This is a genomic window from Streptomyces sp. B21-083 (genome assembly GCF_036898825.1).
In the GTDB taxonomy this organism is placed as follows: domain Bacteria; phylum Actinomycetota; class Actinomycetes; order Streptomycetales; family Streptomycetaceae; genus Streptomyces.
In genome coordinates this window covers 4,542,519-4,567,370 of sequence record NZ_JARUND010000001.1, presented here as the reverse complement: position 1 = coordinate 4,567,370, position 24,852 = coordinate 4,542,519, and the positions used below count along the sequence as shown (strand labels likewise).

Below are 24,852 nucleotides of genomic sequence, written 5' to 3'. Positions count from 1 at the left end.
CTGGGCGGTGTGGTGAGCACCGACTGGAAAAGTGATCTGCGACAGCGCGGTTACCGGCTGACCCCGCAGCGCCAGCTTGTCCTCGAAGCCGTGGACACCCTTGAGCACGCGACACCCGACGACATCCTCGTGGAAGTGCGGAAGACGGCGTCGGGGGTCAACATCTCCACGGTCTACCGGACCCTGGAGCTGCTGGAGGAGCTGCGGCTGGTCAGCCATGCCCACCTCGGGCACGGTGCGCCCACGTACCACCTGGCCGACCGGCACCACCACATCCATCTCGTCTGCCGCGACTGCGACAACGTGATCGAGACGGATGTCGCCGTCGCCGCCGACTTCACCGCCAAGCTGCGTGAGGACTTCGGGTTCGAGACCGACATGAAGCACTTCGCGATCTTCGGCCGCTGCAAGGACTGCTCGGCCAAGAGCAGCGACGACGTCAAGGACCTCAAGGCTTCAACTACCGAGTCGTAAGCCTCGTCGTAGGCTTGTGCGTATGAAGAGCCCTCTGCTGTCCCTGCCCGGCGCCGTTTCCGCCGAGGGTGTGGACGAAGGTGTCGCCGGCCACTACGGCGAACTGTTCCGCGAGCAGCGTGCGCTCGCCGAGGGCGTCGGCTTCGTCGACCTCTCCCACCGCGGCGTGCTCACCGTCACCGGCGACGACCGGCTGAGCTGGCTGCATCTGCTGCTCACCCAGCACGTCAGTGACCTGCCCGTCGGCCAGGCCACCGAGGCGCTGGTGCTGTCCGCGCACGGTCACATCGAGCACGCGCTGTATCTGGTCGACGACGGCACGACCACCTGGGCCCATGTGGAGCCGGGAACGCAGGAGGCGCTGATCGCCTACCTGGAGTCGATGAAGTTCTTCTACCGGGTCGAGGTCGCCGACCGGACGGACGAGTTCGCGGTCGTCCACCTCCCCGCGGGCGCCATCGCGGAGGTCCCTGACGGCGTCGCCGTACGCGAGACCCCGTACGGGCGTGATCTGTTCCTTCCCCGGGACGAGCTGGAGTCGTACGCCGAGAAGGCCGGGCCGGCGGCGGGGCTGCTGGCGTACGAGGCGCTGCGGGTCGAGCAGCACCGGCCGCGGCTCGGCTTCGAGACCGACCACCGGACCATCCCGCACGAGCTGGGCTGGATCGGCACGGCGGTGCATCTGCAGAAGGGCTGCTACCGGGGCCAGGAGACGGTCGCCCGGGTCCAGAACCTGGGGAAGCCGCCGCGTCGGCTCGTCTTCCTGCACCTGGACGGCAGCGAGGTCCATCTGCCGCCGGCCGGCACGGAACTGCGGCTCGCGGACGACGGACCCGACGGGCGCAAGATCGGGTTCATCACGACGTCCGTACGGCATCACGAGCTGGGGCCGGTCGCGCTCGCGCTGGTGAAGCGGAACGTGGCGGTGGACGCGCGGCTGGTCGCCGACACGACGGCCGCCGCACAGGAGGTCGTGGTCGAGCCGTAGTCAATCCCGATTTCCCGTTCACATCTCCAGGAGCACGGTGAACGGGCCGTCGTTCGTCAGGGTCACCCGCATCTGGGCGCCGAAGCGGCCCGTCGCCACCGTCGCGCCCAGGGACCGGAGTTGGGCGACCACCTCGTCGACGAGCGGTTCGGCGACGTCGCCCGGGGCCGCCGCGTTCCAGGTGGGGCGGCGGCCCTTGCGGGCGTCGCCGTACAGGGTGAACTGGCTGATGACGAGCAGCGGGGCGTCGATGTCGGAGCACGACTTCTCGTCCGCCAGCATGCGAATCGACCAGAGTTTGCGGGCCAGTTGGGCCGCCTTCTCCTTGGTGTCCTCGTGTGTGACCCCGACGAGGACGCACAGGCCCTCGCCCGCGATCTCGCCGGTCACCTCACCGTCCACGACGACGCTCGCGCCGTCCACTCTCTGCACCACTGCACGCATACGCCCATCATGCCGTGCCGTTGGAGGGATTCTTTTTGATCCTTAAGCCCCTATCTGGGGCCGTTCGGGGGCACTCGGTCACATAGCGGCCACTTGGGGTGGCACGATGCTCCCATTCGCCTGTCGAGGGGACGGTATAGGCACATGACCACACCGAGTACCGGGCGGCCTCATACGGCCGCCCGGCCGCCCGCGCAGCGCAACGCAGGCCCGGCCACTCCGGCCACTCCGGCCACTCCGGCCGTTCCGGTCGCTCCGGTCACGTCGATCAGTTCGCTGCTGGCTCCCGCGCCGCCCGGCCACGACCTCACCGTGCTGCGGCTGTCCGAGCTGCGCGCCCTGCGCCGGGACGCCCAGCGAGACGAGGCCGACCTCAGTTACGTACGGCGGATGCTGCAGGGGCGCATCGACATCCTGCGGGCGGAACTGGCGCGGCGCGGGCCCACGTCCGTGGTCGCGGTGGGGGAGGGGTCGGTCGTCGAGCGGCTGTCGGAGATCCTGACGGACGCCCCGGCCCGGCACCGGTCGTCGGCGCGGCACGTGACCCTGCAGACGCCGCACAGCGAGGAGTACGGGCAGCTCGCGGCCGAGATGCTCGCCGAGGTGGAGCTGTCGGACCTGGCCGCGCGGACGGACCCGGAGCTGACGGCGGCGATGGGCCGGCTCGTGGGGTACGAGCAGCAGGTCTCCCAGCGGCGGCAGGGGTTGCAGCGGACGGCGGACGACTGCAGCGGGGAGATCGCCCGGCGGTACCGGGAGGGCGAGGCACAGGTGGAGGACCTGCTGATCTGAGGTGCCCCCAGGGGCGGGACGGGTAAGGGCGGCGGGGCGAGAAAAATCCGCGCGACACCCTCCACCCCCTCCCCCTAGCCTGGCCCCATGACCCCCCGTGCCGAGATCGACATACGCACCGTCAACGAGGACGGACTCCGGGAGTGGGTTCGGGCCCTGCGTACCGGGTTCCTCCGGTCGCCCGAGGTCACCGACGTGGACCTGGAGGCGAACCGCGGGGCGTTCCGGCCGGGGCGTTCCCTCGGCGCCTACGACGGCGAACGATGCGTGGCGACGTTCCGCTCGTTCCCGCAGGAACTGAGCGTCGGCGGCGGCGTGTCCGTCCCCGCCGACGCCATCTCGAACGTCACCGTGTCGCCGACCCACCGCCGCCGGGGCATCCTCACCCGCATGATGGCGCGGGACCTCGCCGCCGCGAAGGAGCGCGGGGACGTCGTCGCCACGCTGATCGCCGCCGAGTACCCGATCTACGGACGTTACGGCTTCGGGCCCGCCACCTCGACCTCCGAGTGGACGATCGACGTCCCGCGCACCGGTCTCGACCCCCGCTGGGCGGGCCCTGCGGACGGCGGCCGTATCGACCTCGTCGACGCGGCGGACGTACGCAAGCTGGGGCCCGAGCTGCACGCGCGGCTCGCCAGGCAGCAGCCGGGTGCCGTCAGCCGTGACGAGCGCTGGTGGCAGGTCAACACCGGCGTGGTGCGGTACGGGGGGTCCTGGGACGAGCCCTTCTACGCCGTCCACCGGTCGCCGGACGGGGAGGTCGACGGGCTTGTCTCGTACGAGGCCGACGACAAGTGGGAAGCCAAGCAGCCGCACGACACCGCCGACGTCAACTGGCTGATCGCCGCGACGCCGGGCGCCGAGCGTGCCCTGTGGCAGTACCTCTGCTCGATCGACTGGATCACGAAGGTCAAGACCGGCTGGCGCGCCCCGGACGACCTGCTCCCCTTCTTCCTGCCGGACCCGCGGGCGGCCAGGCTCACCACGCACGCGGACTGGTTGTGGGTGCGGCTCCTGGATGTCGTACGGGCCTTGGAGGCGCGTCCGTACGACGGCCACGAAGGGGGTACGGGCGGTCGAGGCCTCGTCCTGGAGGTCGTCGACGAGGCAGGGTTCGCCGGGGGACGGTACCGGCTGGAGGTGTCGTCGCAGGGCGTCGGATCGTGCACGCCCGGTGTTCGTGACGCTGCTGAACTCACCTTGGATGTACGGGAGTTGGCGGCGCTGTGGCTCGGTGACGAGTCGGCGGTGCGGCTGGTCGCGCTGGGCAGGGTGCGGGAGGAACGAGCGGGCGCCGCCCGTGTGGCCGACGCCCTGCTGCGTACGTCCAGGCGGCCGTGGTGCCCGGACATCTTCTGATCCGACCTCGTTTCCGGTCGTGTCGGCCGCCGAGCTCCAGGCTCCCCTCCGGAAGAGAGTTCGGTCGCCAACCTGTGGAAGGTTTCACCATGTTGTAGAAGTTGGTCACCAACTTCACTGTACTTATCTCCACTTGGGGGCGCCTCATAACCACCTTCACTTGAACTGCACATAGATGGCAAGAAGTTGTAGTGTTTGGATGTGGAGCCTCAGACGTCACACCGTGACGTGGCCGACGCCCTGCGCACCCGGATCAGGTCCGGTGAGCTGCGGCCGGGTCAGCGCATGCCCACCCAGGCCAGGCTGGCCCAGGAGTTCGGCGTCGAGCGAGGTGCCGTACGGGAGGCGCTGCGCATCCTGCACACCGAGCGGCTGCTGACCAACGTCAGCAAGGGGAGTCCCGCGACGGTCGCTTCCACTCCCGGACCGGTGCCGACCGGCCCCGCCGCCCCGCCGCTGCCCACCACAGTCGCCCTCGCGCCCCGTATCGCGGACGCCTTCGCGGTGCCGCATGTGAAGATCGACGCCCTCTGTCTGACGTCCGTCTCGCTCACCCTCGCCATCGGGGAGCCGCTGCGCCAGATCCACGCCGGACGGCTGAATCCGGCCAGGATCGACGTCCGGGTGCTGCTGCCGAGCCGGGACATCGACCTCGCGTTCCCGGCGCCGGTGGAACTCGCGGACGGCTCCCCGGCCGGGGCCTCGGCCACCGGCCGGCTGCAGCGCCGCTGGCTGACCCACCGCAACGCCCAGGGCCAGGTGCTCCGGCACAACCTGCTGGCCCTGCGCGGCACGCACGGTATCGATGTGCGCGTCTCCTTCCGGGCCCTGCCGTTCACGCCACCGGTGAAGCTGTACCTGCTCAACGGGACGGAGGCGCTCTTCGCGTACTACACGCTGACGAGGAGCGAGGCGGAGATCGACCACGAGCAGGTGGAGATGTACGACGCCGAGGGTGTCAGGTCGATGCTGTTCGCGTTCGAGCGGGGCGCCGGCCTGCGCGACACGACGTTCGTGGAGCAGTCGCACCTGTGGTTCGACGCACTGTGGGAGACGATCAGTTCGGAGCTGGTGCTCACCCCGTGACCAGCAGGGCGAGCACGACGGCTCCGATGGAGCTGATGGTCGGGTTTCTGGCCTTGATGCCTATGGTGAGCAGTGTCAGTCCGACGACGCCGGAGGTTCCGTACTGCCAGCCGACGAACTGCTGGAAGCCGGTGATGAAGACGGCGGCGAGGAGAGCGATGGCGGGCATGGTGGGTCCTCCTTCAGGGCGTGTCCGGAGAGGTGTCACAGAGATGGCGGACAGAAAGCGGAACTTCTGCCAACTTCACCAAGTTGGTAGCCAACTCTGATTAAGTTGTCCCCACTTGGGCACTACTCATAAACAACTTTCGAACAACTCCCCAAAGATGGGTTGGAGTTGTAGCGTTTGGTCGTGACTCAGGAGAACGGGACAGTGAACGGCAGCAGAAGACAGTCGCCCCAGGAGATCGCAACCGCCCTGCGTGACCGCATCCGCACCGGCGATCTACGACCCGGCGAACGGCTGCCCACCCAGGCCGACCTGGCCGAGGAGTTCGGCGTCGAGCGAGGTGCCGTACGGGAGGCGTTGCGCATCCTGCACGCCGAGCGACTGCTCACCAACGGCGGCAAGGGCAGCCCGCCGCGCGTCGCCGAGGCGATCCCGCCCCGGGAGGGCCCCCAGCCGACGATGGTGGGGCTGGCGCCGCGACTGACGGAGGCGTTCTCGGCCCCGCACGTCCGAGTCGACGCCGCCTGCCTCACCGCGGAGACCCTGATGCTGGCCGTAGGCGAATCGGTCCGGCTGGTCCACGAGGGCCGCATCCGCCCGAAGTCGATCGACGTACGCATCCTGCTGCCGTCCCGGGACATCACGCTGGCCTTCCCGGTCCCTGTCGAAGGCCGCAGCGAGGACGACCCGGTCCACCAGCGGTGGCTCGCCCAGCGCAACGCCCAGGGCCATGTGCTCCGCCACAACCTGCTGGCCCTGCGCTCGTCGCACGGCATCGACGTACATGTGACGTTCCGCGCACTGCCGTTCACCCCACCGGTGAAGCTGTACCTGCTCAACGGGACGGAGGCGCTGCTCGCGTACTACATGATCGCCCGCCGCGAGGAGCCGATGGAGAGCGGGACGCTCGACATGTACGACACCCTGGGCGCCGAGTCGCTGCTCTTCCCGTTCGGCAAGGGTGCGGGCGAACGGGACACGGCGTTCGTCGAGCAATCCCAGAAGTGGTTCGACGCCCTCTGGGAAACCATCACGACGGACCTGACACTCTCCTAGTGACTTCAGATACGACACAGACCGAACTGGCGACCGAGGACGACTCCGTGATCGACGACCTGCGGGAAGCGGTCGCCCGCGCGCGCGTCGTGCTCTGGGACTTCGACGGACCCATCTGCGCCCTGTTCGCCGGCCATTCGGCGCAACGCGTGGCGATCGACCTCGTCGAGTGGCTCGAAGGGCGGGGACTGCACGGTCTGTTGACGGAGGAGGAACGCGAGTCTCTGGATCCGCACGTCGTGCTGCGTGCCGTCGACCGCCGGCATCCGGGGAGTGACCTGGTGGACGAGCTGGAGAAACGTCTCACCCAGGAGGAACTCCGGGCCACGAGCCTGGCGATGCCCACCCCCTACGCCGATCCGCTGATCCGCACCTGGGCGGCGGTGGGCTCCCGGCTCGCGGTCGCCACGAACAACTCCCCGCTCGTCGTCCGCGAGTATCTGGCGAGCCGCGGTCTGACCGCGTGCTTCACCCCGCACATCTACGGCCGCACGCAGGAGCTGAGCCATCTCAAGCCCCACCCGCACTGTCTCAACCAGGCGCTGAACGCGATGGGGGCGGCTCCGGCGTCCGCGCTCATGATCGGCGACACCCCCTCGGACTACCTGGCCGCACGGGAGGCCGGTGTTCCGTTCCTCGGCTACGCGCGTAACGAACCCAAGGAGAAGCTGCTGCGGGACGCGGGTGCCGAGGTGATCGTGGGCTCGCTGGAGCCCGTACTGAAGCTGCTGCGCGGTCAGGCCTGAGTCATCAGCAGGGTGAACACCACTGCCGCGCCGACGGCCAGACCGGCGTGGCGCGCCCGGATGCCCACGGCGACCGCCGCCATGAGCAGCAGGCCCAGCATCCCGAGTCTTGACTGGGCCAGCCGTCCCAGCAGGAACTCGCCCAGTGCCAGGGCTGCTTGGAAAAGGACCATTCTCCTCACCTCTACCTTCCACTTTGCGTGAAGCGGTCAACTCGCTTTCCAATTGGACTGGTTGACGTAAATGTGGTCTGCCCGGTGTTGTTGATCCCTTAACCGGGTTGGTAGTTGATGGTTAAGTTGACTGGTATCTGTTTGGAAATGGACCGGAAGCGGTACGGTCGGAGTGTGGGACACGAGGGCGGGCAGCAGGCCACTGACGGCGGCGGCAGGGAGTTCGACCGGGTGGCCGACGAGCTGCGGCACCGGATGACGGGCGGGGAGTACCCGCTGGGATCCCTGATGCCCCCACAGCGAGACCTCGCCGCCGAGTTCGGGGTCTCCCGTGACACCGTCCAGCGTGTTCTGAGGGAGCTGCGCAACGAGGGCTGGATCGAGTCCCGGCAGGGCAGCGGCTCCCGGGTCGTCAAGACGCAGCGCATCCAGTCCTCGACGGCCAGGGCCACCAGGTCGCGTCAGGCCGTGACGCTGGGGCCGCTCATCAGCGAGGCGTTCGAACAGCCCGAAGTCACCCTGGACGTCTACACGTTGACGTCCGAGACCCTGGACGCGCACATCCGTCTCCAGGCGGAACGGATCAGGGCCAAGGTCATCGTCCCGCAGCGCATCGCACTGCGCATGCTGCTGCCGTCCGACACGGAGTCCCTGCCCTACCCGAGGGGGATCGACCCGAAGGACGACCCGCTCCTGCGCAACCGGCTCCGCGACATCACCGGCCGTCACACCGATTCACTGCGCGGAGTACTGGCGGAGCTGACGGCCGAGAAGCTGGTCCCGCAGATCGACCTGCAGGTCCGGCACGCGCCGCTGACCCCGGCCTTCAAGCTCTACCTGATCAACGGCGACGAAGCGCTCCACGGCATGTACGCGGTGATCCGGCGTCCGGTGGTGGTGGACAAGCGGAAGACGGTCGAGGCCCTCGACGTCCTGGGCCTGGGTGCGACGCTGACGCACCATGTACGGGACGGTGACCCGAACTCGCCGGGCTCCACCTTTGTTGAGAGCATGCAGAACTGGTTCGACTCGGTCTGGGGCCTGCTTTCCGAGGAGTCCGGAACCGTGCGCTAGCATGCCCGCACCGTGTGAGCAACAGCTCGCGTTCGTGCGTATGGATGGCAAACAGGCCAACCTCGGCGACCTGACGCAACAGAGTGGCAGACCATCCGTGTGTCCGCTCCGTTGTCACTCCGGTCGCGCGGAGCATCACCTGAGACCACCGTTTTGCCGCACCATCCATCCTCGCGCGAGTCCCGGAGCAGCCAGTGGGCGCACCCCCCGTTCCCCGTTCCGTGACAGGGGAGTGCGTCGGCGGTGGTTCGCCGGACGCCGTGGAGGCGTTCGTGGCACGCGCCGCGGTAGCGGGCAAGGCGAGCAGCGGCCACCACAACCAGAACTACGTCCTGCCCCTGACGCAGGACGTGGCGCGGAAGGTCGGCCTGGCGGTCGGTACGCCGGTCACCGTCCGGATCCGGCGCGAGGCGGCGCTGCCCGTGGTGATCCGCACCTGGCGGGACGAGGCGCGCATCCTCGACGCCGTGCACGGCGTGCTGCCGCATGTGCCGGAGTGCCTGCTGGAGGGGGACGGCTTCACTGTCCACAGCTATGTGGAAGGCGTGCCGCTCTCCAGCATCTGCGGCAACGGCAAGCCCGTCGACACCCTCCTCATGAAGGCGCTGGCCGACCTGCTGGCCCAGATGACCCAGGTGCGCCGAGGGGCTCTGCCGCCCCTGCCCCAGGCCTGGCCCCGCAACCTCACGGACAGTCAAGGTTTTCTGCGGGCGCTCGCCCATCTGGCCGACCGCCAGATCCGCCGACGCAACTGGCCCGCTTTCGGCGGGTTGTTCAAGGCGCTCGGCATCCCTGAGGACGCCCTCACCCGTTTGGCCGAACGGGTGCCGGCCATGACGCGGCGGCCCCACAACCTGCTCCACGCGGACCTGCACCGCGACAACCTGATCGTTTCCTACGACGGCGACCCGCCCCTCATCTGCGTCGACTGGGAACTGGCGACCTACGGCGATCCCCTCCACGACCTCGCGACGCACCTCGTGCGCATGCAGTACCCCGCGTACCAGTGGAACGACGTGATCGACGCCTGGGCGGAGGCCATGCGACGGGTCCGCCCCGCTGCCGTCAGGGGTCTGGCCAAGGACCTTCGCCACTACGTGGACTTCGAGCGGGCGCAGTCCGTCTTCCCGGACGTCATGCGGGCCGCGCAGTCCCTGGAGGACACGTTCGACCAGAAGAGCCTGGACGAGGCGACGGCGTCCGTGCTCGGCGCTCTGGAGGCGGCGGCGGGGCCGCTGGGGCTCGGCAGCGTGCCGGGCTCGGACGAGATCGAGCGCATCCTCTTCCGGCGGCAGGCATCGCGGGAGGACAAGAAGAAGACGGGCCGGTGGCGGGGCGCGGACGACGTCCACTGGTCGCCGGACGACCGGGTCCAGGAGCATCCCGAGTTCTCCCGCGCCGATGTGCACCGCGCGCTGCTGGAGGAGGGCGCGGCGCCGGCCCACCGGGTGCACAAGGGAACAGCGCACCTCAACTCGGTGGTCTGGGTCGCGGGGGTCGACTTTCCCGTGGTCGTCCGGCGTCAGGTGCCGAAGGCCTGCAGGCGCGAGTTCCCGAGCTTCCTCAGCGAACACGCCGTGCTCCAGGCCATCGAACGGTCGTCCGTCGCGGTGGCGGCGCCGAGGGTCCTCGCGCTGGGCCGCGGCTACCGGGCGGAACGCTTCGCCGTACACACGTACGCGGGTCGGCGCGACATCGACCAGCCGCCGAGCCATCCGGTGAACGGCCTGCTGCCGCACGAGGCGGACGCGCTCGTCGACCAGCTCGGCGCGCTGACGGGCGTGGACTACCACGCGCTCGACCCGGCGGCGGGCGAAGGCGGTTTCCACGGCTGGCTGAGTGAGCAACTCGTCATTCTGGTACGGGATTTGCCGAGGGAGTCGCAGCAGCTGGCGAGGGTGGTCGGGCTGCCCGACGCCGACCGGCTGCGGCAGATCCTGAGCCGGCACGTGGTGAGCGAACGCGAGCCGGTGCTGCTGCACGGTGACCTGAACCCGTGGAACCTCGTCCGTCGTGACGACTCCCTGGTGCTGACCATCATCGACTGGGAGATGGCGGTCGTCGGTGACCCGCTCTACGACCTGGTACGGCACATGCACCTCACGCCGACCCGGTCGGAGATCCGGGACCGCATGTTCCGGCGCTGGGAGAGCCTGTTGGCGCCGAAGTACACCGACAACTGGCGGCGGGACTGGCGCGTGTACCGGGACATCGAGATCGTCCGGTCCGCCTACATCGACCTGGACCGGCTGGTCACCGGCACCGGTCTGGACGCCCCGAACGTCCGCCGGGCGGTCGACTCGTACGCGATGACGCTCGCGTCGGCCACGGCCGCGCTCGGCCTGCCGACCCGGTCCACGGGGAATCCCTATCTGGCGCTCGCGCTGAGCTAGCCGGGAGGGCCGCGCGCGGTGGGCGGGTCCGCTTCCGGTGGCAGGGAGTGCGTACCCTCGCTCCCATGGCAGGAACCGGGCTGCGCGAGCGCAAGAAGCAGCAGACTTACCAGAATGTGTCCGACGTCGCGATCGGGCTCTTCCTCGCGAAGGGCTTCGACGCGGTCTCCGTCGCGGAGGTCGCCGCGGCGGCCGGGATCTCCAAGCCGACGCTGTTCCGGTACTTCCCGGCCAAGGAGGACCTCGTCCTGCACCGCTTCGCGGACCACGAGGACGAGGCGGCCCGGGTGGTGCGGGCGGCCGAGTCCGGCGCGTCTCCGGTCGATGCGCTCCGTAGGCACTTCCTCGACGGGCTGAGCCGCGAGGACCCGGTCACCGGCCTCAACGGCGCCCCGGCGGTGCTCGCCTTCCACCGGCTGCTCTACGGCACCCCGTCGCTGGTCGCACGGGCGTACGAGTACCAGCAGCGATCGGAGGCCGTACTCGCCGCCGCCCTCGGCGACACCCTGGCGGCCCGGCTCGCGGCCGGCCAGATCATCGCCGTACAGCGGATTCTCGCGCAGGAGAACTGGCGGCGGATCGCGGCGGGGGAGCCGGTGGAGGCGGTGCGCGGGGACGCGGTCGCGGCGGCGGAGGAGGCGTTCGGGCAGCTGGAGGCGGTGCTGCCGTGGCTCCGGTCGGCAGCGGTGCGGGAATCGGCACAGGATGTGAGCAACGCGACCGAGTAAAATATGTAACCCGGTTACGTTATTTCGGTAGGCTGGCTGGAATGACGCCACCCGACTCCCCGCTCCACGACTCCCTGCGCCGCGAACGCGCCCATCACGACACCTGCCGCGCCGCACTCGCCGCGATGATCGACGGCGCCCGGGAACACGTCGTCACCGGCGCGGACGTCTCCGCCTCAGGGGCGGACGCGGAGGTGCTCGGGTACCAGCTCCGCAGCAAGGCGAAGGAGCTGGGCGAACTGCCCGAAGGGCCCCTGTTCTTCGGCCGGCTGGACTTCGCCGATGGCGACCGGGGCGGCGATCACAGCGGCGCGAGCTACCACGTCGGGCGCCTGCGCATCAGCGAGCACCCGACGCGCCCGCCGCTCGTCGTGGACTGGCGTGCCCCCGTCTCCCGGGCCTTCTACCAGGCGAGCGCCCGCGACCCGCAGGGCGTGGCCGTACGGCGCCGGTTCGGCTGGGCGCCCGGCAGCACGGGCGACTCGGCCGACCTCACCGGCCTGGAGGACGAGCACCTGGACGAGGAGGCGACGGAACCCGACGCGGGGGAAGTGGGCTCAGGAGAGAGGGAGTTGGCGGGCGGCGCGGACGGTCTGGTCGCGCGGGAGATCGCGCGGCCCCGGGTCGGACCGATGCGGGACATCGCGGCGACGATCCAGCCCGAACAGGACGACCTCGTACGGGCGGGCCTCGGCGTCTCCGTGTGCGTGCAGGGCGCCCCCGGCACCGGCAAGACGGCCGTCGGGCTGCACCGGGCCGCCTACCTTCTCTACACCTACCCCCAACGCGTGCAGCGCGGCGGCCTGTTGATCCTCGGACCCAACCGCACGTTTCTCTCGTACATCTCGGAGGTGCTGCCCGCCCTCGGCGAGACGGGCGTCCGGCAGTCGACCGTCTCGGACGAGATCGCGGGCCATCCGGTGCGCGCCGAGGACGACGAACGGGCCGCCGTCGTGAAGCACGACGCGCGGATGGCGGAGGTGCTGCGCCGGGCACTGTACGCACGGGTGGCGACCGAAGAGGCAATGGGCCAGGCCAACTCCCTTGAGGTGAAGGACGATTCGTACCGCTGGCGGATCCCGGCGGCGGAACTGGCGCGGATCGTGACGGGCGTACGGGCCGAGGATCCGCCGTACGCCGTGGGGCGCGAGCGCGTACGGACCCGGATCGTGCACCGCGTCCAGCGGGAGGCGGAACGGCGGGCGGGGCCGCAGACGAACGCCTGGGTGCGGCGCGTCGAGCGGGCGCGGCCGATCGGGGCGTACGTGGAGGCGGTGTGGCCGAGGGTGCGTCCGGCGGAGGTGGTGGCCGAACTCCTGTCGGACGAGGGGGTGTTGGCGCGAGCCGCCGAGGGACTCCTGGGCGAGGAGGAGCAGCGGGCGGTGCACTGGGCCCGCCCGCCGAGGTCCGGCAAGTCGGCGCGCTGGTCGGCCGCCGACCTGGTCCTCCTCGATGAGGTCGCCGGCCTGATCGAACACCCCGAGGGATACGGTCATGTCGTGATCGACGAGGCGCAGGACCTCTCCCCGATGGAGTGCAGGGCGATCGCACGCCGGGTGCCGTACGGCTCGCTGACGGTCCTGGGTGACCTGGCACAGGGCACCACACCGTGGGCGGCACGAGCCTGGCAGCCCCTCCTCGCCCACCTGGGCAAACCCGACGCCACGGTGATCCCCCTGACCGTCGGATTCCGGGTACCACGGACGGTGGTCGCCTTCGCCAACCGACTCCTGGCCCACCTGGACGTACCGGTACCACCGGCCCGATCCCTGCGCGGCGACGGGGAGTTGAGGGTGGTGAAGGCGACCGACATCGCCGGGGAGGTGGTCGCAGCGGTACGCCGGGCACTGGCCGGGGAGGGGTCGGTGGGGGTCGTGGCGGCGGAGGGTGAGGTGACCACTGTCCGGGAGGCTTTGGCTGCGGCGGGGGTGACGCTGAGCGGGGGAAGGGTCGCGGTCCTGCCGGCGAAGGCGGTGAAGGGCCTGGAGTGGGACCACGTGGTCGTGGTGGAACCGGCGGCAATCGTGGAAGCTGAGGGCGCTACCGGTCGGGGACTGCACCGGCTGTACGTGGTGCTGACCCGAGCGGTGTCACGACTGGAGGTCGTGCACGGGCGGGCGTTGCCGTTCTGAGGGGGGAGCGGTGGCTCACGGCCCGATCGGAAGAAGCGGGGGCCCCGCACGCTGACGCCGTACCCCGTGTCCCAGGTCGCGCAGCCAGGTCAGGCCGATCAGCCCGGGACGCAGCAAGCCCGCGAGCGGACGATCACACGATCGAGCTATCGCGACCCGTGGCACCCCTCGGCGAGCAGCTACCCCCGGGCCCCCCACTCAGGCCCGCACGTACCCCGCGAGATGCTCCCCCGTCAGGGTGCTGCGGGATGCCACCAGGTCTGTCGGGGTCCCCTCGAAGACGATGCGGCCGCCGTCGTGGCCCGCGCCGGGGCCGAGGTCGATGATCCAGTCGGCGTGGGCCATGACCGCCTGGTGGTGTTCCACGACGATGACCGACTTGCCCGAGTCGACCAGCCGGTCGAGCAGGCTGAGGAGGTGTTCGACGTCGGCGAGGTGGAGGCCGGTCGTCGGTTCGTCGAGGACGTACACGCCGCCCTTGTCGCCCATGTGCGTGGCCAGCTTGAGGCGTTGGCGTTCGCCGCCGGACAGGGTGGTGAGGGGCTGGCCGAGGCTGAGATAGCCGAGGCCGACGTCCGCGAGCCGGTCCAGGACGCGGTGCGCGGCCGGCGTACGGGCGTCGCCCGCGCCGAAGAACTCCTCCGCCTCCGTCACCGACATGGCCAGCACCTCGCTGATGTCCCGGCCGCCGAGCCGGTACTCGAGGACCGCCGGCTGGAACCGCTTCCCCTCGCAGTCCTCGCAGGTCGTGGCCACGCCCGCCATCATCGCCAGGTCGGTGTAGATGACACCGGCACCGTTGCAGGTGGGGCAGGCACCCTCGGAGTTGGCGCTGAACAGCGCCGGCTTGACCCCGTTGGCCTTGGCGAACGCCGTACGGATCGGGTCGAGCAGCCCGGTGTACGTCGCCGGGTTGCTCCGCCGGGAGCCGCGGATCGGGGTCTGGTCGACCGCCACCACACCCCCGTCGACGGCACCCCGCGTCTCGACCAGCGACCCGTGGATGAGCGAGCTCTTGCCGGACCCGGCGACCCCGGTCACGACACACAGCACCCCGAGCGGGATGTCGACGTCGACGCCCTGGAGGTTGTGCTTCGTCGCGCCACGGATCGGCAGCGTGCCGGTGGCCTTGCGTAGCGTCTCCGGCGCCTTGAGGGTGGCCCGGTCGTCGAAGTGGCGGCCGGTGACCGTGCCGCCGGTCCGCAGCCCCTCCACCGTGCCCTCGAAGCAGACCGTGCCGCCCGCCGTACCGGCGCCGGGACCCAGGTCGACGACATGGTCGGCGATCGCGATCACCTCGGGCTTGTGCTCCACGACCAGCACCGTGTTGCCCTTGTCGCGCAGCCGCAGCAGCAGGTCGTTCATGCGCTGGATGTCATGCGGGTGCAGGCCGATCGTCGGCTCGTCGAACACGTACGTGATGTCGGTGAGGGCCGACCCGAGGTGGCGGATCATCTTGACGCGCTGCGCCTCACCGCCCGACAGGGTGCCCGAGGCGCGGTCGAGCGCGAGATAGCCGAGGCCGATCTCCACGAACGAGTCCAGCGTGTGCTGGAGCGCGGTGAGCAGCGGCGTGACCGAGGAGTCCTTGAGCCCCCGGACCCACTCGGCCAGGTCCCGGATCTCCATCGCGCAGGCGTCACCGATGCTGATCTTCCCGATCTTCGACGACCGGGCCCCCTCGCTGAGCCGCGTGCCCTCGCAGTCCGGGCAGGTGGCGAAGGTGACCGCCCGCTCCACGAACGCCCGGATGTGCGGCTGCAGAGCCTCCTTGTCCTTGGACAGGAACGACTTCTGGATCTTGGGGATCAGCCCCTCGTAGGTGAGGTTGACGCCGTTGACCTTGATCTTCGTCGGCTCGCCGTAGAGGAAGTCCCGCATCTCCTTCTTGCTGAAGTCGCGGATCGGTTTGTCCGGGTCGAGGAAGCCCGACTGGGCGTAGAGCTGCACGGTCCACTGGCTGTCGGACTTCCAGCCGGGGATGGTGAACGCGCCCTCGGCGATCGACTTGGAGTCGTCGTAGAGCTGGGTGAGGTCGATGTCGGAGACGGCGCCCCGGCCCTCGCAGCGCGTGCACATACCGCCGGTGCGGTTGAAGGTCGCCTTGACGGTCTTCGTCTTCTCGGCACCGCGTTCGACGGTGATCCCGCCGCTCGCCCGGACCGACGCCGTGTTGAAGGAGTACGCGCTCGGCGGCCCGATGTGCGGCTTCCCCAGCCGGCTGAACAGGATGCGCAGCATCGCGTTGGCGTCGGTGGCGGTGCCGACCGTGGAGCGCGGGTCGGCACCGAGCCGCTGCTGGTCGACGATGATCGCCGTCGTCAGCCCTTCGAGTACGTCGACCTCGGGCCGCGCCAGCGTCGGCATGAACCCCTGGACGAACGCGCTGTACGTCTCGTTGATCAGCCGCTGTGACTCCGCCGCGATCGTGTCGAACACCAGCGAACTCTTGCCCGAGCCGGAGACACCGGTGAACACCGTCAGCCGACGCTTCGGCAGCTCGATGCTGACGTCCTTGAGGTTGTTCTCGCGCGCGCCGTGCACACGGATCAGATCGTGGATGTCGGCACCGTGCGGCTCGGCGGGCGGCTGCGAGTCCGACCTCGGGGTCCTGCTCATCGGGTCTCCGTCTCCTTCTGTTCCGTCTGTCGGGCGGGCTGTGCCGCCAGGGTCCGGCGCGGGCTGCTCCCGAGGGGCCGGCTAGCCCTTCGGCTTCTGCGAGATCCGTACCAGGTTGCCCGAGGGGTCACGGAACGCGCAGTCGCGCGGGCCCCACGGCTGGTCCATGGGCTCCTGGAGAACCTCGGCGCCGGAGGCCCGTACCTTCTCGAACATGCCGTCGAGGTCGTCGGTGCGGAAGACCAGCGACGGCATGACGCCCTTGGTGAGCAGTTCCTGCAAAGCGTCGCCGTCGGCCGCGGAACGGCCCGCGTGCGGTTCGGAGAGGACGATTTCGAGGTCCGGCTGCGCGGGGCTGCCGAGGGTGACCCAGCGGTGTTCGCCGGACGCGACGTCGTTGCGGACCTCGAAGCCGAGTGCGTCGCGGTAGAAGCCGAGCGCCTCGTCGGGGTCGTTGACGGTGATGTGGGAGTAGTGCAGTGCGATGTCCATGCCGACAACGCTAGGCGGCGGCCGTGCGGCCCGCTTCTCGAATCCTGCTCGGTACGTTCTTCACGTCCCCGGTCGGTGTGCCGACGCTCGACGCCTCCGCACCAGGGCCGTTTCTGCTCGGCCGGGTCTGCACCTTGGCCACGCAGGTGGGCATCGCCGTCACGGCGTCGTGCTCCCGGCCGCGGTACGCGCTCGGCGTCAGACCGACGATCTCGGTGAACCGTGAGCTGAACGAGCCCAGCGAGGTACAGCCGACCGTCATACACGCGTCGGTCACGCTCATACCGGCGCGGAGCAGCGTCATCGCCCGTTCGATCCGGCGGGTCATGAGATAGCTGTACGGCGTCTCGCCGTAGGTCGCCCGGAACCGGCGGGAAAAGTGCGCCGGTGACATCAGCGCGTGCCTGGCCATCGTCGGGACGTCGAGCGGACGCGCGTACTCCCGGTCGATCAGATCCCGGGCCCGACGCAGATGCGCGAGGTTGGCGAGCTCCTGCGGGTCCATTCAACGACGGTACCACCGGGGTACGGGGCCGGTCCTGGCGGCGAAAAGCCAAACGAAAAGCCAAACGAAAAGGCAAGGAGGTCGTCCAGCACTCCTTGCCACTCTCAAGCTATAGCGCAGTGGGGGGCTTGCGGCAAGACCCCCGTCGTGCCGCAGAATCGTCGGCCGAGGCAGCCCGGACCTGCGGAAATCGCGGGAATCGCGGGCATCGCGGTAATCGAGGGCTGCCGAAATGGGGGTTTCATGATGGACACGGGTTTCCAGGCGGACGTGATCGTGGCCGGCGCCGGACCCACCGGCCTGATGCTGGCCGCCGAGCTGCGGCTGCACGGCGTACGCGTGGTCGTGCTGGAAAGGGACGCCGAGCCGACGCCGGTCGTCCGCTCGCTCGGTATGCATGTGCGCAGCATCGAGGTGATGGACCAGCGGGGCTTGCTGGAGCGGTTCCTCGCCCACGGCAAGCAGTATCCGGTGGGCGGCGGATTCTTCGCCGCGATCGAGAAGCCCGCGCCGGACCGGCTGGACACCGCGCATCCCTACGTACTCGGTATCCCGCAGACCATCATCGACCGGCTGCTGTACGAGCACGCCGTCGAGGTCGGCGTCGAGATCCGGCGTTCCCGCGAGCTGGTCGGGCTGAGCCAGGACGACGACGGGGTGACCGCGGAGCTGGCCGACGGCACCCGGCTGCGCTCGCGCTTCCTGGTCGGCTGCGACGGTGGCCGCAGCACGGTACGCAAGCTGCTCGGCGTCGGTTTCCCCGGCGAACCCACCCGCCAGGAGGCGCTGTTGGGTGAGATGAGGGTGGGTGTACCGCAGCAGACGGTGGCCGCCGTGGTGGCCGAGGTCCGCAAGACCGAGAAGTGGTTCGGCCTCGGGCCCATGGGCGGCGAGGGGATGTACCGCGTCGTCGTGCCCGCCGACGGGGTGACCGAGGACCGCTCGGTCCCGCCGACCCTCGACGAGGTCAAGCGGCAGTTGCGGGCGTACGCCGGTACCGACTTCGGTGTGCACTCCGCGCACTGGATCTCCCGCTTCGGCGACGGCACCCGGCTGGCCGAGCGCTACCGCACCGGCCGGGTGCTGCTGGCCGGCGACGCGGCGCACATCCATCCGCCGGTCGGCGGACAGGGGCTCAACCTGGGCATCCAGGACGCGTTCAACCTCGGCTGGAAACTGGCTGCCGAGATCAACGGCTGGGCACCGGAGGGGCTGCTGGACAGCTACCACACCGAACGCCACGAGGTGGCCGCCGACGTACTGGACGGCACCCGCGCGCAGACGCTGCTGATGGCCTCCGAGCCGGGCCCGCGGTCCGTACGTCGACTGCTGTCGGAGTTGATGGACTTCGAGGACGTGAAGCGGCACCTGATCGAGAAGCTCGTCGGGATCGGCATCCGCTACGACTTCGGCGAGGGCCATGACCTGCTCGGCCGACGCATGCGGGACGTGACCCTGAAGCAGGGGCGCCTCTACGAGCTGACTCGCGCCGGCCGGGGCCTGCTCCTCGACCCCGCGGGCCGGCTCTCGGTGACCGGCTGGGCGGACCGGGTCGACCATGTCGTCGACACCGGCGAGGAACTGGAGAAGCTCGACGTGCCCGCCGCGCTGCTGCGGCCGGACGGTTACGTGGCGTGGGTGGGGGAGGACCAGCGGGAGCTGCTGGGCCAGCTGTCCAGGTGGTTCGGCGCCGCGGCGGGGTGAGCGGGCGCCGGCTTGTCGTCGATGCTTGCCGTTCCGTGGCGCACCCCATAAGTTACCGACAAGTAGGTAAGTGACAGCAGGCAAGTAACAGCAGGCAAGTAAGTAGATGGCTCAGCCGGACCAAGCCCCTGAGGAAGCCGCCATGCCCATGCTCGACCGCCAGGACAACGTCTTCGTTCTCGACCTCGGAGACGGGGAGAACCGTTTCCACCCCGACTGGCTCGCGTCCGTCGGTGCGGCCCTGGACGAGGTGGAGAAGGCCGAAGGGCCCCGCGCCCTGGTGACGGCGGCGACGGGGAAGTTCTACTCCAACGGCCTTGACCTGGAATGGCTGTTCGCGAACGCCGACCGGTACCAGGACTACGTCGTCTCCGTCCACGCGCTGTTCGCGCGGGTGCTGTCCCTGCCCGTGATCACTGTGGCCGCCCTGCAGGGCCACACCTTCGCGGCGGGCGCGATGTTCTCCCTCGCCCATGACTTCCGGGTCATGCGCGCCGACCGGGGCTACTGGTGCCTGCCCGAGGCGGACATCGACATCCCCTTCACCCCCGGCATGGCGGCCCTCATCCAGGCCCGGCTGGCCCCGCAGGCCGCACACCGGGCCATGGTCACCGCCCACCGCTACGGCGGCGCCGACGCCGCCGCAGTGGGCATCGTCGACCAGGCCGTCGCCGAGGACGCCGTCCGCAGCACGGCCGTAGAACTGGCCCAATCCCAGGTCAACAAGGCCGGCGACACCCTCGGCACCATCAAGGCCCGCATGTACGCGCCCGTGCTGACCACCTTGCGCGACGCCACGAATTTCGGCTGAGACAGCCGTACGAGCCTTCAGCCGCTGTCGCTGTCGCTGTCGCCGGGTGGTGCGGCGAGCCTGAGGAGCCAGGCGCCCCATTCCGCGTCGGCGCGTTGGTCGGGCAGTTCGAGCAGCGTGGACACGGTGAACACCAGCCCGGTGGCGAAGAACGTACGTACCTGCATAGCGTCCGCCCCCGTCAGGCCGGCGATGGCCTCCTGGAGCCGCAGCTGTCGCTCTCTGACCGCCTCCCGCACCGGCTCGTCGGCCGCCGCCGCGTAGCCCTGAAGCATCACGAGGCCGATGGTGGGCTCGCGCTGCAGCAGGCTCCGGTAGGCGTCGCCGAGCCCGGTCAGCGAGGGCTCGGCATCGGCGAAGGCGGCCTCGATTTGGTCGAAGGCGGCGTGCGTGACGTCGAGGAACAGGCTGCGCTTGGAGCCGAACATCTGCACGATGCGCGGGTGGGAGACACCGACTCGCGCGGCGATGGCTTCCAGCCGGGTCCCGGCCAGGCCGTTCGCGGCGAACTCGGCGTCAGCGGCCCGCATGATCTCCGCACGCCGCTCGCTCGCCGGCTTGCGCACGGCGACGGGCCTGCTCACTCCGGGGCCGGGGCTGAGGCCGGCGCCGGGGCGGCCTGGATCTGGTCCAGCACGCCCTTGAAGTCGTACAGGCACCGGTAGGCGTGGATGAGGCCGTCCTCGCCGAGCTCCACGCGATCGTCACCGTGGAACTCGACACGGTGACCGGTCCCCGCGAGGGTGCCGCCGAAGCGCCAGGCGACGAGCACTGCGCGCCGAGTGACCTCGCCGTACAGCCCCATCCGGGTGAAGGAGTAGTCCGGGAACATCCCCGCCATGTGGTTCACGAACTGACGGATGGAGTCGGGCCCGTACGCCGTCCCGCCCAGAGCGGGTTCGTCGTAGACGAGGTGGTCGGCACACAGCGCCGCCACCGCGTCCCCGTCGTGGTCGTTCCACGCCTTCTCCCACCGAGCACAGAAGTCCTCGACAGCGGCGGGGTCCGTGGCGGCCGTATCGGCCATGGTCGTAGTCGTCGTAGTCATGCTTCTAACTTACAAGTTAGTAAGAAGTGGATGCAACATGCAGTCATGCGTGACTTCGGTGACCTGTCTCATTGGATCCAAGGCCGTGCGTGAGTGTCGGGCCGAGACCACGAGGGTTGACCTGGCGGGTCGGAGATCAGCGCTCAAGGTCAGGCGGCGCGCCGGTTTCGTGGGGGGTCGGCGGGACCGGAGCACATCGCGACCGCCCTGTGGCTACGGCGAGGCCCAGGCGTAGGTGTGTGAGGCGAGCGATCTCCGCGTCCAGAAACGTCAGACGATCGACCACGACGTCACTGGACTCGCCGGGGCTGCCGGCACAGGATGCCGACGGCTGGTCCTGGACGAGGAGGTCCAGGCGGTGGGCCCGGCGGCGGAGGTCCTCCAGCGTGAGGCCCAGGGCCAGAAGGCTACGGATGACTCGGACGCGCTCCACCTCGGCGGAGCCGTACTCGCGCTGACCGGACGAGGGGCGTGGTGGCGGTTGAAGCAGGCCGCGGGCCTCGTACAGGCGCAGAGCGCGCGGTGTGGTCCCGGCTGCCGCCGCTGCCTCGCCGATCCGCATGCCTGCTCCGCCCGGTCCTACAACTCCACGATGGTCGCCCCGAAGGAGCGGCCGGAGATCAGTGCGGGCAACGCCCCTGGGGCTCGCTCCATTCCGCGGACCGGGGTGTAGGGGAACTGGATGTCACCTTTCCGAAGCCAACCTCCGAGGTGGGCCTCCCACTCCGCCTCGACCTCCGGATGGTCCATGCCGTTGTAGCCGGCGATCGTGATGCCCCGGGTCAGCAGACGATAGGTATCGAGCACAGCCAGCGCGCTCCCGCCCGTTCCGCCGGGGGACAGCTGACCGTCCAACGCGCCTACCAGGGCAATCCTGGCGCCCCGGTTTGCCGCGTGGACGGCGGCCGCCAACTGTTCACCACCCACGGTGTCCAGAACGAGCGAGCACAGTGGCGTCGTAGCCGAGTTCGCGCATCAGTCGTTGCGCCTTGTCCGGTGAGCTTGCGCTGCCGACCACCCGGGCGGCGCCCAGCAGCCGGGCGATCTGGCCCGCCATGGTGCCATGGGTCAAGGGCAAGGCCCAGCAGCAGGAGGGACGCCGATGGATGACCTGGCGCTCGCGCACAGACTTTCTGATCAAGCAGGCGTGATCGCCCAGCGTCACCTCACAGCGGTGGAGTTCTGGCCTGTGGCGCGTACGGTCGAGTGGGACAGGTCGGCGACCGGTGTCCCGCTCAACCGTAGGAAGCTGTTTCTAGGATGTTGATCGCGGAAGTCCACTGGTCGGCTGGAGGTGTCATGCCCCTGCAAATGAAGTTGAGCGCGATAACACTCGACTGCAGTGATCCGTTGGCTCTGGCGACGTTCTACCAGCAGGCCACCGGCCTCGACCCCCACCCGAAGTCGGACGCCGACTTCGCAGGTCTCAACCGTGAGGACGGACTCTTCATCGGTTTTCAACGTTCACATCTGTTTCACGGTCGAGGAGGACTTGGAGGAGGCCGAGGCCCGACTGCTGGAGCTGGGCGCAGGGGTGCCGGATCACCAGCCTCATGGGGCCAAAGCGCGGGTTCTCACCGATCCGGCTGGGCATCCCTTCTGCATCGTCAGAGGCTGACGCAGAGAGGAGGGCTTGGACCTTTCCCGCTGTGGCGTCGTACGGGGAGGTCAACCGACATGGACACCCGCCTCGACCTCGCTCGGTCAGACCTCCGGGCCGCGAGCGACGACAGACGCCGCCGACCAGCGGTCATCTGAGTGCGCGCGCAGCGTGGGCGATGGAACGGTCGGAGGGAGGAGGAAACCAGATGGCCGACCTCCCCTTCCGTAGATGTCATGTCGTCACATCGGCTCTGCCTCGTGAGGCGTCGTCCTTGGATTTCGACTTCAGGACGCCCCGGCCGCGCGTACGGTCGATCTCGCGCCATTCCGACCGCAGTCCAGCCAGATTCGTGGTGAGGAAGTAGGCGGCGCCGGAGGCGAGCAGCACCGGCATGAGTCCGACAGCGGTCACTGCCGCCCCCGCGATCAGTCCACCGAGAGGGATGCCGGCCCAGGCCAGCGAGTCGCCGAGGGCGTTGACCCGGCCCAGCATCCGGCGCGGCACCCGCTCGACAAGGACGGCCCCCAGCACTGGGTTGATGAAGCCGGCACCGAACCCACTGACCGCGAAGACGGCCAGTACCACCCCCAACGGGGCATCGAAGGCGAGGATCAGGAACCTTGGTGCACCGGCCAGCAGGAATCCGGTGAGAACCACCACCCGCCGCCGCAGCCGGTGCGCGACCACCGCGGCGATCAGGCTCCCGCCAACCGCCGCGGCCCCCATCATGCTGCCCATCAGGCCGATCGCGGTCGGCCCGTTGCCGGACTCCCTGGCCCAGACGGGTACGAGCACCGAGGTGATCGCCGCGTCCAGCAGGTTGGTGATGCCGACCATGAAGATGACGGTGAGCAGCAGCGGCTCGCCGCGCAGGAAGGTGAACCCCTCGCCGAACCGCCGCCAGTAGCCCGGTTCCGTCTCCCCGGCCTGCGAGGGGGCTTCCTCGGCCGCGTGCCCCATGCCGCGAGGCAGCGCGAGTTTGATGATCACTGATCCGATGGCGAAGCAGCCCGCGTTGACGGCGAGCGCCGTCAGGGGACCGAGCAGCGCCACCAGGGATCCGCCGACCGCCAAGCCGACGGTAGAGGCGAGCCGCTCGATCACACCGGATAGACCGGTGGCCCGCTCCAGCGGAACCCGGCCGCGCTCGGCGGCCTCCGGGACCATCACCTCCTTGGCCAGGTCGCCGGGTCCCCGGGCCGCGCCGATCAGCGCGACCAGGACCAGCAGAAGGGGATAGGAAAGCAGGTTCAGGGTGTGCAGCAGGGGAACCGCGGCGGCGGCGGTCGCGCTGGCCAGATCGGTGGTCCAGGAAATGGCCCGCGGGCCGATCCGGTCCACCAGCGGTCCGGTGAACGCCTTGACGACCACGTAGGGAGTCATCTCGCAGAAGGCGACCAGTCCGGTCTGGGTGGCGCTGCCGGTGGTGACGAGGACGAACCAGGGCAGTGCCACAACGGAGATCCGCGTGCCGGTCAGCGATACAGCCATGGCCGCCAGCACTCCACCCAGCGGCCGTAAGGACCTCTTGCCGGGTATGCCATCGGCCTCCGAGGCGTCGTCGGTCATGACGTCGGGCCTCCTTCCGCTTCCTGAGTGCCAGAAGGGAGCGACGATGCGGCAGGCGCATCCAGTTCGGGCAGGATCTGCGTGATCACGGCGACCCGTTCGGCTCCCTCGGGGGCCGTTGCCGCCGAATCCGGGTCGTCTCGCCGGTAGCGCGTGATGACTTCCGTCAACTCACGTTCCAGGGCGGTAGCTTCCTCGGGCGTGAGCCGAAGGGCCCAGTCGCTCATGTCGAAGGTGTTCCGCCATGCGCGGGGCATCGTCTGAAGCCCGTTCAGGGTCTGCTGCGTGCGCAGGGTGTAGATGGCGGCGACGGACTGCTGGTAGGCCAGCGCGGCTTCGGGCTCCCGCTCGGCCAGCTCCGGATCGTTGAACCAGGTCGTCCGGTGCACCGAACGCCACCAGCGCTCTCGGGCGTTGCCGCGTTCGGTGTCCTCCTCGACGAAACCGGCCGTGCCGAGCTGTCGGAGGTGGTAGCTGGCCGTACCGGAATTCACGCCCAGCCGCTCCGCGAGCCGGGTGGCCGTCGACGGGCCGTACTTCCGCAGCAACCCGACCAACTGCACGCGCACCGGATGCGCCAGGGCACGCAACCCCTTGGCATCCAGGACAACCGAGTCCGCTTCGACGTTCGGGCCATCCGGCCTCTCCGCTGCATCAACCATGCAACCCACGGTAATCCGCGAAGAGTTCTTCGCAAAGAGATTTTCGCGAAGAACTCTTTGCGGTTCACCTCGCTTGCGACGTACCGCTGTTCAGTCATCGACCGATTGATGAGCGAGATCAGTAAGCGGCGACGCGTGGCTCGCATCGATACCGGCTCAGATCGGACGGAAATGCCCAACTCGCCAGGTTCAAGGACCGATCGCCACCGTTCGAGTCCCATG

The 24,852-nt window shown here is 69.5% G+C and carries 26 protein-coding genes and 1 pseudogene; 14 read left to right on the top strand and 13 right to left on the bottom strand.

Going from position 1 to position 24,852, the window contains the following annotated elements:
- The first annotated feature begins 9 nt into the window (after positions 1–9).
- Positions 10–474: a Fur family transcriptional regulator gene (locus QA861_RS20460; RefSeq protein WP_334589775.1), complete on the top strand. Its 465-nt coding sequence runs from the start codon at positions 10–12 to the stop codon at positions 472–474.
- A 22-nt stretch (positions 475–496) separates the two neighbouring features.
- Positions 497–1,462: a CAF17-like 4Fe-4S cluster assembly/insertion protein YgfZ gene (ygfZ, locus tag QA861_RS20455; RefSeq protein WP_334589774.1), complete on the top strand. Its 966-nt coding sequence runs from the start codon at positions 497–499 to the stop codon at positions 1,460–1,462.
- Between the two features lie 18 nt (positions 1,463–1,480).
- Here ygfZ and dtd read toward each other — a convergent pair whose 3' ends face one another.
- Positions 1,481–1,906 (bottom strand): D-aminoacyl-tRNA deacylase, encoded by a 426-nt coding sequence (gene dtd, locus QA861_RS20450; protein WP_334589773.1) that lies wholly within the window; start codon positions 1,904–1,906, stop codon positions 1,481–1,483.
- 144 nt (positions 1,907–2,050) lie between these two features.
- On the opposite strand from dtd, the gene QA861_RS20445 reads away from it, so the two are divergent.
- The 3 genes from QA861_RS20445 to QA861_RS20435 all read left to right on the top strand — a co-directional run bounded on the left by QA861_RS20445 (position 2,051) and on the right by QA861_RS20435 (position 5,146).
- Positions 2,051–2,698: an RsiG family protein gene (locus tag QA861_RS20445; protein ID WP_334589772.1), complete on the top strand. Its 648-nt coding sequence runs from the start codon at positions 2,051–2,053 to the stop codon at positions 2,696–2,698.
- Between the two features lie 87 nt (positions 2,699–2,785).
- Positions 2,786–4,060 carry a GNAT family N-acetyltransferase gene (locus QA861_RS20440; protein ID WP_334589771.1) on the top strand — a complete coding sequence of 425 codons (1,275 nt, stop codon included), beginning with the start codon at positions 2,786–2,788 and terminating at the stop codon, positions 4,058–4,060.
- 201 nt (positions 4,061–4,261) lie between these two features.
- The gene (locus QA861_RS20435) at positions 4,262–5,146 is read left to right on the top strand and encodes a winged helix-turn-helix domain-containing protein (protein ID WP_334589770.1); all 885 of its coding nucleotides are present in this window, start codon (positions 4,262–4,264) and stop codon (positions 5,144–5,146) included.
- On the opposite strand, the gene QA861_RS20430 is transcribed toward QA861_RS20435, so the two are convergent.
- Complete coding sequence (locus QA861_RS20430; protein ID WP_334589769.1) at positions 5,136–5,315, bottom strand: hypothetical protein; 180 nt, start codon at positions 5,313–5,315, stop codon at positions 5,136–5,138. The two genes, QA861_RS20435 and QA861_RS20430, sit on opposite strands and share 11 nt — an antisense overlap.
- Positions 5,316–5,492: 177 nt before the next feature.
- Between QA861_RS20430 and QA861_RS20425 the strand changes: the two genes are divergently transcribed.
- Entirely contained in the window at positions 5,493–6,371 is an 879-nt protein-coding gene (locus tag QA861_RS20425; RefSeq protein WP_334589768.1) for a GntR family transcriptional regulator, read from the top strand.
- Positions 6,371–7,117, top strand: a complete 747-nt coding sequence (locus tag QA861_RS20420; RefSeq protein WP_334589767.1) for an HAD family hydrolase — start codon at positions 6,371–6,373, stop codon at positions 7,115–7,117. The genes QA861_RS20425 and QA861_RS20420 overlap by 1 nt, the downstream gene beginning before the upstream one ends.
- Here the strand turns inward: QA861_RS20420 and QA861_RS20415 are convergent.
- Positions 7,108–7,290: a hypothetical protein gene (locus tag QA861_RS20415; protein ID WP_334589766.1), complete on the bottom strand. Its 183-nt coding sequence runs from the start codon at positions 7,288–7,290 to the stop codon at positions 7,108–7,110. The two genes, QA861_RS20420 and QA861_RS20415, sit on opposite strands and share 10 nt — an antisense overlap.
- A gap of 147 nt (positions 7,291–7,437) precedes the next feature.
- On the opposite strand from QA861_RS20415, the gene QA861_RS20410 reads away from it, so the two are divergent.
- The 4 genes from QA861_RS20410 to QA861_RS20395 all read left to right on the top strand — a co-directional run bounded on the left by QA861_RS20410 (position 7,438) and on the right by QA861_RS20395 (position 13,617).
- Entirely contained in the window at positions 7,438–8,364 is a 927-nt protein-coding gene (locus QA861_RS20410; protein WP_443041519.1) for a winged helix-turn-helix domain-containing protein, read from the top strand.
- 194 nt (positions 8,365–8,558) lie between these two features.
- Entirely contained in the window at positions 8,559–10,757 is a 2,199-nt protein-coding gene (locus QA861_RS20405) for a phosphotransferase family protein (protein WP_443041518.1), read from the top strand.
- A gap of 65 nt (positions 10,758–10,822) precedes the next feature.
- A complete protein-coding gene (locus tag QA861_RS20400; protein ID WP_334589764.1) occupies positions 10,823–11,485 on the top strand; it encodes a TetR family transcriptional regulator in 663 nt (220 codons plus the stop codon).
- 41 nt (positions 11,486–11,526) lie between these two features.
- Complete coding sequence (locus QA861_RS20395; RefSeq protein ID WP_334589763.1) at positions 11,527–13,617, top strand: HelD family protein; 2,091 nt, start codon at positions 11,527–11,529, stop codon at positions 13,615–13,617.
- A gap of 198 nt (positions 13,618–13,815) precedes the next feature.
- Here QA861_RS20395 and QA861_RS20390 read toward each other — a convergent pair whose 3' ends face one another.
- The 3 genes from QA861_RS20390 to QA861_RS20380 all read right to left on the bottom strand — a co-directional run bounded on the left by QA861_RS20390 (position 13,816) and on the right by QA861_RS20380 (position 17,233).
- Entirely contained in the window at positions 13,816–16,236 is a 2,421-nt protein-coding gene (locus QA861_RS20390) for an ATP-binding cassette domain-containing protein (RefSeq protein ID WP_334589762.1), read from the bottom strand.
- An 81-nt stretch (positions 16,237–16,317) separates the two neighbouring features.
- Positions 16,318–16,728, bottom strand: coding sequence for a VOC family protein (locus QA861_RS20385; RefSeq protein ID WP_334589761.1), 411 nt, complete (start codon positions 16,726–16,728; stop codon positions 16,318–16,320).
- 10 nt (positions 16,729–16,738) lie between these two features.
- Complete coding sequence (locus QA861_RS20380; protein WP_334589760.1) at positions 16,739–17,233, bottom strand: helix-turn-helix transcriptional regulator; 495 nt, start codon at positions 17,231–17,233, stop codon at positions 16,739–16,741.
- Positions 17,234–17,476: 243 nt separating this feature from the next.
- Here QA861_RS20380 and rox point away from each other — a divergent pair, with 243 nt between their 5' ends.
- On the top strand, positions 17,477–18,937 hold the full coding sequence (gene rox, locus QA861_RS20375) for a rifampin monooxygenase (RefSeq protein WP_334589759.1): 1,461 nt from the start codon (positions 17,477–17,479) through the stop codon (positions 18,935–18,937).
- Between the two features lie 142 nt (positions 18,938–19,079).
- Positions 19,080–19,748: an enoyl-CoA hydratase-related protein gene (locus QA861_RS20370; protein ID WP_334589758.1), complete on the top strand. Its 669-nt coding sequence runs from the start codon at positions 19,080–19,082 to the stop codon at positions 19,746–19,748.
- A gap of 17 nt (positions 19,749–19,765) precedes the next feature.
- On the opposite strand, the gene QA861_RS20365 is transcribed toward QA861_RS20370, so the two are convergent.
- From QA861_RS20365 to QA861_RS20345, 5 genes are all read right to left on the bottom strand, one after another.
- The gene (locus QA861_RS20365; RefSeq protein WP_334589757.1) at positions 19,766–20,332 is read right to left on the bottom strand and encodes a TetR/AcrR family transcriptional regulator; all 567 of its coding nucleotides are present in this window, start codon (positions 20,330–20,332) and stop codon (positions 19,766–19,768) included.
- The gene (locus QA861_RS20360; protein ID WP_334589756.1) at positions 20,329–20,796 is read right to left on the bottom strand and encodes a nuclear transport factor 2 family protein; all 468 of its coding nucleotides are present in this window, start codon (positions 20,794–20,796) and stop codon (positions 20,329–20,331) included. The genes QA861_RS20365 and QA861_RS20360 overlap by 4 nt, the downstream gene beginning before the upstream one ends.
- A gap of 136 nt (positions 20,797–20,932) precedes the next feature.
- On the bottom strand, positions 20,933–21,358 hold the full coding sequence (locus QA861_RS20355) for a MerR family transcriptional regulator (protein WP_334589755.1): 426 nt from the start codon (positions 21,356–21,358) through the stop codon (positions 20,933–20,935).
- A 17-nt stretch (positions 21,359–21,375) separates the two neighbouring features.
- Positions 21,376–21,603, bottom strand: a complete 228-nt coding sequence (locus QA861_RS20350) for an MDR/zinc-dependent alcohol dehydrogenase-like family protein (protein WP_334589754.1) — start codon at positions 21,601–21,603, stop codon at positions 21,376–21,378.
- 109 nt (positions 21,604–21,712) lie between these two features.
- Positions 21,713–21,853, bottom strand: a complete 141-nt coding sequence (locus QA861_RS20345; protein ID WP_334589753.1) for a hypothetical protein — start codon at positions 21,851–21,853, stop codon at positions 21,713–21,715.
- Positions 21,854–22,095: 242 nt separating this feature from the next.
- Between QA861_RS20345 and QA861_RS20340 the strand changes: the two are divergent.
- A pseudogene (locus tag QA861_RS20340) lies at positions 22,096–22,414 on the top strand (VOC family protein).
- Positions 22,415–22,630: 216 nt separating this feature from the next.
- On the opposite strand, the gene QA861_RS20335 reads toward QA861_RS20340, so the two are convergent.
- Both QA861_RS20335 and QA861_RS20330 read right to left on the bottom strand, forming a co-directional pair.
- Positions 22,631–23,968 (bottom strand): MFS transporter, encoded by a 1,338-nt coding sequence (locus QA861_RS20335; protein WP_334589752.1) that lies wholly within the window; start codon positions 23,966–23,968, stop codon positions 22,631–22,633.
- A complete protein-coding gene (locus tag QA861_RS20330) occupies positions 23,965–24,630 on the bottom strand; it encodes an ArsR/SmtB family transcription factor (RefSeq protein ID WP_334589751.1) in 666 nt (221 codons plus the stop codon). The genes QA861_RS20335 and QA861_RS20330 overlap by 4 nt, the downstream gene beginning before the upstream one ends.
- Between the last annotated feature and the right edge of the window lie 222 nt (positions 24,631–24,852).